Origin of the sequence: Micrococcus sp. HMSC31B01 (assembly GCF_001816085.1) — a bacterium.
GTDB classification, from domain to species: Bacteria; Actinomycetota; Actinomycetes; order Actinomycetales; family Micrococcaceae; genus Micrococcus; species Micrococcus luteus.
Window position 1 is genome coordinate 1 of record NZ_KV825353.1, and the last position, 1,919, is coordinate 1,919.

Annotated in this window: 3 protein-coding genes; 1 reads left to right on the forward strand and 2 read right to left on the reverse strand. The window is 74.3% G+C overall.

Annotated features, from left to right (window positions below; translation table 11 throughout):
* Positions 1 to 86: 86 nt before the first annotated feature.
* Positions 87 to 563: an Hsp20/alpha crystallin family protein gene (locus tag HMPREF3105_RS10715; protein WP_061867069.1), complete on the reverse strand. Its 477-nt coding sequence runs from the start codon at positions 561 to 563 to the stop codon at positions 87 to 89.
* A gap of 95 nt (positions 564 to 658) precedes the next feature.
* Positions 659 to 1,192 carry an O-acetyl-ADP-ribose deacetylase gene (locus HMPREF3105_RS10720; protein ID WP_070709582.1) on the reverse strand — a complete coding sequence of 178 codons (534 nt, stop codon included), beginning with the start codon at positions 1,190 to 1,192 and terminating at the stop codon, positions 659 to 661.
* A gap of 56 nt (positions 1,193 to 1,248) precedes the next feature.
* Here HMPREF3105_RS10720 and HMPREF3105_RS10725 point away from each other — a divergent pair, with 56 nt between their 5' ends.
* Positions 1,249 to 1,686 carry a hypothetical protein gene (locus HMPREF3105_RS10725; RefSeq protein ID WP_044658983.1) on the forward strand — a complete coding sequence of 146 codons (438 nt, stop codon included), beginning with the start codon at positions 1,249 to 1,251 and terminating at the stop codon, positions 1,684 to 1,686.
* Positions 1,687 to 1,919: the final 233 nt, after the last annotated feature.

Here is a 1,919-nt window from a genome sequence, read left to right on the forward strand (position 1 = left end):
GGGCCCCCGCTGGGGCCCGCCGCATCTGCGTTCGGGGGAACGGGCCGCGCGCCGGTCACGCCGGCCACGGCTCCGTCAGAGGGCGATCACTCGCCGGAGGCCTCGGCGGCGGAGCCCTCCACGGCCTCACCCTCTACGGCCTCGCCCTCCACCTGGGCGGCGGAGCCGGTGTGCTTGACCTGGATCTTGCGCGGCTTGGCCTGCTCGGCCACCGGGATGGTCAGCAGCAGCACGCCGTCGCTGTAGTCGGCCTCGATCTTGTCCAGGGCCAGGCCCTGGCCGAGGTTGAGCTGGCGGGCGAAGGTGCCGGCCGGACGCTCCTTGGTGAGCCAGCGACGGTCCTCCCCGGCGGGGGCCTCCTTGCGCTCGGCGCGGACGGTGAGCGTGCGCTCCTCGACGTCCACGTCGATCGAGCTCGGGTCCACGCCCGGCAGCTCCACCTCGGCGACGAACACGTCGCCCTCGCGGTAGAGGTTCATGGGCATGGAGGCGGCGCCGGAGGTGCGGGCGAAGCCGGTCATCAGGCGCTCCATCTCGCGGAACGGATCAATGGGACGAGCCATGGTCGATCACTCCTCATGCAGGGCGGGCCGCTCCGGTTGAGCGGCGACTGTCCTGTGCAACGCCGTCCCCCCACGGGGTATTCCACGGAGTTGAGTCAGTCCCGCTCAACCCTGTCCAGGACGGTCCGGAACGCGGCCTCCGCCGTCTCGCCGTACGGCACGAACAGCACCTCGTCCACGGTGCCGCCCACCTCGTCCGCCATCGCGTGGCAGGTCTCGACGGCGATCCGCGCCGCGTCCTCCATGGGCCAGCCGTAGATCCCCGCGGAGATCGCCGGGAACGCGACCGTCCGGGCGCCGAGCCCGGCCGCCACCTTCAGGGACTCGCGGTAGCACGAGGCGAGGGTGTCGGACTTGTCGATCGTCTTGGCCCACACCGGGCCCACGGTGTGGATGACCCAGCGCGCGGGCAGGCGCCCCGCCGTCGTCGCCACGGCCTGCCCGGCGGGCAGCCCCTCCGGCAGGTCGGTCTCGCGCAAGCGGCGGCACTCGGCCAGGATCTCGGGACCGCCGCGCCGATGGATGGCGCCGTCCACGCCTCCGCCGCCGAGCAGGGTGGAGTTGGCGGCGTTGACGACGGCGTCCGCGTGCGTGGCCGTGATGTCCCCGGGGGCGATGGTGAGCTGCATGGGCTCACGCTAGGCGCGGGTGGGCGCCGTCGGACAGGGCCGGTAGCCTCGGCCCCATGAGCACCCCGACGCCCACCGGACCGACCCCCACGCCTCCCGGCGGCGAGCTGCTGCCGCTGATCAGCCTCGCGGTGGAGCACGTGTTCGACACGCTCGGCCGGCAGCCCGTGTTCGCCCCCACGATCCTCGCCGTCACCGCCGACGGCCAGCGCGGCATGTGGGAGCACCCGGACCTCGAGCCCGAGCAGGCGGCCGCCACGGTCGCGAAGATCAGCCCACGCCCCACGCGGGCGGTGGCGGTATTCGACGGCGAGATCGAGACGGCCGACGGGCCCCGCCCGGCCGTCGCGGTGGAGGCCTTCGACGCCGCCGCCCTGGCCTCGACCCGCATGGTCTTCCCCTATCTGCCCGGTGTGGCCGCGGCGGGCATCGCCGCCCGCGTCGACGGCGACCCGCAGGTCGTGGCCAACGGCCCCAACCCGCTCTTCGGCTGAGCCGCCCACCACGACGACGGCGCGCCGCGGCCTACCGTGTCCGTGCGGCCTGCGAGGGTGGGGTCATGGAGATCCTCAGCCTGCTGCTCGCCCTCATCCTCGGACTTGTGCTGGGTGCCCTGGTGGGCGCGTGGCTCATGTGGCGCCGGGCGGCCGGCGGCGGTGAGGAGGCCCGCCGGGCCCAGGCCGAGCTGGCCGCGCTGCGCACCGAGCACCAGGGGACGCGAGAGGAG